This is a genomic window from uncultured Caballeronia sp., assembly GCF_964243625.1.
In the GTDB taxonomy this organism is placed as follows: Bacteria; Pseudomonadota; Gammaproteobacteria; order Burkholderiales; family Burkholderiaceae; genus Caballeronia.
Genome location: NZ_CAXTGZ010000527.1, coordinates 1 through 4,225, shown reverse-complemented (window position 1 = coordinate 4,225; position 4,225 = coordinate 1). Strand labels below are relative to the sequence as shown.

Genomic DNA, 4,225 nt, shown 5'->3' with positions numbered 1-4,225 from the left:
AAGTACCAAACAGTTGTCACTGCACGCTCGGGACACTTAAGAATTAGCGGTTGGGGAGGCGTTTTCTTTGCTTCGTTTCTTTGTCGCCGTTGGACAAAGAAATGAAGTGCCGCCACGCACAGTGGCTAATAGTGCTGAAGAAATCAGCCGGATCAAACCGCGCGGTAGCCTAAAAAGCAGCAACCCAGCACCAACCCCAACCGCAACCAACCAAAAACCCCTCCCCGAGCGCCAGCGAAAACTCAAACCACCACAGTCTGCGCCTCACCAGCCTTCGACTCCCGAACCCGCCCGATCGCCCAAACCTGCTCCCCTGCCGCCGACAACATCCCCGTTGCAGCTTCGGCGTCAGCCGCATCAACAATAACGACCATCCCGATCCCGCAATTGAACACTCGATGCATCTCCGCATCAGCCACACCGCCGTGCTTCTGCAGCCACGAGAACAACGGCGGCAGCGGCCACGCCCGATGATCCAGCTCAACGGTCAAGCCATCGCGCAGAACCCGCGGAATATTCTCGACCAGCCCGCCGCCCGTGATATGCGCCATGCCCTTCACGGCCATCTGCGACATCAGCGACAACAACGGCTTCACATAGATATGCGTCGGCGCCATCAGTGCATCAGCAAGCGTTCGGCCATCGAAATCGGCATTCAGGTCCGGCTGCGCACGCTCGATGATCTTGCGCACCAGCGAATACCCATTCGAATGAATCCCCGACGAAGCCAGACCCAAAACCACATCGCCCGGCTTGATGGTCGAGCCATCGATAATCTTGCTCTTTTCCACCGCGCCAACCGCAAATCCCGCCAGATCGTATTCGCCATCGGGATACATGCCCGGCATTTCGGCAGTCTCGCCACCGATCAACGCGCAACCGGCCAGCTCGCAACCCTGCGCAATGCCCTGCACCACGGTCGCGGCCGTATCCACATCCAGCTTGCCGCAGGCGAAATAATCGAGGAAAAACAATGGCTCGGCGCCTTGCACGAGAATGTCGTTCACGCTCATGGCGACGAGATCCTGGCCGACGGTATCGTGCTTGTTCAGTTGAAAAGCGAGGCGCAGCTTGGTGCCTACGCCGTCGGTGCCGGACACGAGCACCGGCTCCTTGTAGCGTTTGGGCACTTCGAACAGCGCGCCGAATCCGCCGATCCCCCCCAACACGCCGTCGCGCATGGTTTTCTTGGCAAATGGCTTGATCCGGTCGACGAGCGCGTCGCCGGCATCGATGTCCACGCCCGCATCGCGATAGGACAAACCTTGGGCGGGTGCGCCCGTGCGCTCTGGGGCGGATTTGGGTTGATTCATGGGGGATCGGCGAGAAGGTCGGTAAAATGAGATTTTAACCGATGCTGGCCGTCCAACCCGATTTCTCGCAGTTCCCGGCCGCGGCTCCAAAGTACCGTTCCACCCCTTTTTGAGACTCACGCCTATCCGGCGGGTGTCTCGACCTTGCGCTCAATGCCTTTTGCACCGGTTCATGCCGGACATCAGCGAAATTGAGCGCGCCGTTTTCAAGACACGCCCTGACGGAACCGATTGCCCGTGCAACGCCAACTGACGCTCGATCTCGGCACGCCGCCGCTCGCCACCTTCGACAATTTTTTCGCCGCCGGCAACCACGAGCTGGTCACGCGCCTGCGCGAACTCGAAGGCGCGCTCGCCGCAGGGCCGGTGGCCGACCGGACCTTCTACGTCTGGGGCGAGGCGGGCAGCGGCCGCAGCCACCTGCTGCAGGCGCTGATGCACGAAGCCAACGGCCGCGCGCGTTTCCTGAGCCCGCAGGCGCCGCTCGCCGCATTCACCTTCGACCCGAACGCCAACATCTACGCCGTCGATGACTGCGAACGCCTCTCGGGCGCACAGCAAATCGCGCTTTTCAACCTGTTCAACGAGGTGCGCGCCCATCCTTCCAGCGCGCTCGTGGCGACGGGGAACGTGGCGCCGCTGGGGTTATCGGTGAGAGAAGACTTGCGCACGCGCCTCGGCTGGGGACTGGTCTTCCAGCTCACGCCCCTTTCCGACGAAAGCAAGGCCACCGCGCTGAAACACGCGGCGCGCGAACGCGGTATCGATCTGGCGGATGACGTGCCAGCCTACCTGCTCACCCATTTCCGGCGCGACATGCCAAGCCTGATGAAGCTTCTCGACGAACTCGACCGCTTTTCGCTGGAGCAAAAGCGCGCGGTCACCCTGCCCTTGCTGCGTACGATGCTCGCCAAAAAGGAAGATGAAGCGCCGCGCCCGCAAACCGAGCTTTTCTGACCCTGGACGGCAGGCACGCGCCGTCCCGACAGCCCGCCGAACGCTTCCACCCGCTTCAAGTAAAATGCGCTCCCATGAACCTAGCCCTATTTGATCTCGATCACACCCTCATCCCGACGGACAGCGACCACGAATGGGGTCGCTTCATGGCGAGGCTCGGTATTGTCGATGCCGAAAAGTTCGCGAAGCAAAACGACGCGTTCTACGCGCAGTACAAGGACGGTACGCTCGATATCCACGCCTACCTGAACGCCCAGCTTTCCCCGCTGGCGGGGCATCCGCGCACGCAACTGGACGACTGGCACGCGCAGTTCATGCGCGAGGTCATCACGCCGGCCATCCAGCCCGCCGCGCTCGAACTGGTGCGCAAACACCAGGAAGCGGGCGATCTCTGCTGTCTCGTGACCGCCACGAATGCGTTCATCACGGCGCCGATCGGCCAGGCATTCGGCATTGACGCGCTGATCGCCTGCGAGGTCGAAACGGTCGACAATATCCCGAACGGCGAGCTCACCGGCCGCCCCACGGGCACGCCGAGCTTTCGCGAAGGCAAGATCGTGCGTACCGAAATGTGGCTCGCTTCCATGGGAAAAAGCCTGGGCGACTTCGAACACAGCTACTTCTACAGCGACTCGCACAACGACATTCCTCTGCTAGAGAAAGTCACCGACCCGATCGCGACCAATCCCGACGACACCCTGCGCGCTCATGCGCAGTCCCGCGGCTGGCGCATCCTGGAAATCTTCTCCCCACGTGATTAAAAAACTCATCCGCAAGCTGTTCGGCCAGGAAAGCGCCAAAGAGGACGCTCCGGCGACCGCCCCGCTCGTTGCCGCGTCCGGCGACGATGTAAAACCTGCCCGCAAGACCACGCGCAAGAAGGCGGCGCCGGCCGAAGCCAGGCGCGATCCGAACGTGCCGGTGATCCTGTCGGCGGACGTACATGGCATCGACCCGTCGCTGATCTCGAAGAACGCGATCCGTGTGACCGAAGGGCTGCAACAAGCCGGGCATCGGGCGTTCATCGTGGGGGGCGCCGTGCGCGACCTGCTGCTGAACGTGGCGCCGAAGGACTTCGACGTTGCAACAGACGCCACGCCCGACCAGGTGCAAAAACTGTTTCGCCGGGCGCGCATCATCGGTCGGCGGTTTCAGATCGTGCACGTGCAGTTCGGACAGGACATCATCGAGACATCGACGTTCCGTGCTCTCGTCGATACCCCCGCCGACGCGCCGCCGTCGCCACCTCCGCCACGTTTGAGACGCGGCGAGATGGACACGCGCACGCATGCAGTCGATGCCAGCGGCCGCGTGCTGCGCGACAACGTCTGGGGCGAGCAGCACGAAGACGCCACGCGCCGCGACTTCACGATCAACGCCATGTATTACGATCCGGCGACGCAAACCGTGCTGGATTACCACGACGGCATGGCCGACATCCGCGCGCGCTTGCTGCGCATGATCGGAGACCCGGCGACGCGTTACAGGGAAGATCCGGTGCGCATGCTGCGCGTGGTGCGTTTTGCTGCGAAGCTCGGCTTCGAGATCGAGACCGCAACCCGCGCGCCGATTGCGGAACTGGCTGATCTGATCAGCAATGTCCCGGCTGCGCGTCTCTTCGACGAGATGCTCAAGCTGCTGCTCTCAGGCCACGCGCTCGCGTGCCTGACGCGTTTGCGCGCTGAAGGTTTGCATCACGGTGTATTGCCTCTGCTCGATGTGATTTTCGAATCCACGCACGGCGAGAAATTCATCACGCTGGCGCTGACCAACACTGACGAGCGCGTGCGTGCGGGCAAAGGGGTATCGCCGGGGTTCCTCTTCGCCACGCTGCTCTGGAACGACATGCAGTCGCGCTGGCAGCAATACACGCTCGCCGGTGAGTTCCCCGTGCCGGCGTTGCATCGCGCGATGGACGACGTGCTCGACATGCAGACCGAAAAGCTTGCTATCCA

At 62.3% G+C, this 4,225-nt stretch carries 4 protein-coding genes; 3 read left to right on the top strand and 1 reads right to left on the bottom strand.

The features are described 5' to 3' along the window. Window positions 1-242 precede the first annotated feature (242 nt). Complete coding sequence (gene purM, locus ACFFAR_RS26275) at window positions 243-1,313, bottom strand: phosphoribosylformylglycinamidine cyclo-ligase (protein ID WP_375508748.1); 1,071 nt, start codon at window positions 1,311-1,313, stop codon at window positions 243-245. Window positions 1,314-1,550: 237 nt separating this feature from the next. On the opposite strand from purM, the gene hda reads away from it, so the two are divergent. The 3 genes from hda to pcnB form a co-directional block, all read left to right on the top strand. Continuing rightward, window positions 1,551-2,270 carry a DnaA regulatory inactivator Hda gene (gene hda, locus ACFFAR_RS26270; RefSeq protein ID WP_062000685.1) on the top strand — a complete coding sequence of 240 codons (720 nt, stop codon included), beginning with the start codon at window positions 1,551-1,553 and terminating at the stop codon, window positions 2,268-2,270. Window positions 2,271-2,344: 74 nt separating this feature from the next. Next, entirely contained in the window at window positions 2,345-3,031 is a 687-nt protein-coding gene (locus ACFFAR_RS26265) for an HAD-IB family hydrolase (RefSeq protein ID WP_174364818.1), read from the top strand. Further along, the coding region (gene pcnB / locus ACFFAR_RS26260) for a polynucleotide adenylyltransferase PcnB (RefSeq protein WP_375508747.1) at window positions 3,024-4,225 on the top strand (1,202 nt) is incomplete at its 3' end. The genes ACFFAR_RS26265 and pcnB, both read left to right, overlap by 8 nt.

What these genes read in the sequence shown, in the direction of transcription:
- purM (WP_375508748.1), bottom strand. Translation starts at nt 1,313, where the DNA reads ATGAATCAACCCAAATCCGCCCCAGAGCGCACGGGCGCACCCGCCCAA.
- ACFFAR_RS26265 (WP_174364818.1), top strand. Translation starts at nt 2,345, where the DNA reads ATGAACCTAGCCCTATTTGATCTCGATCACACCCTCATCCCGACGGAC.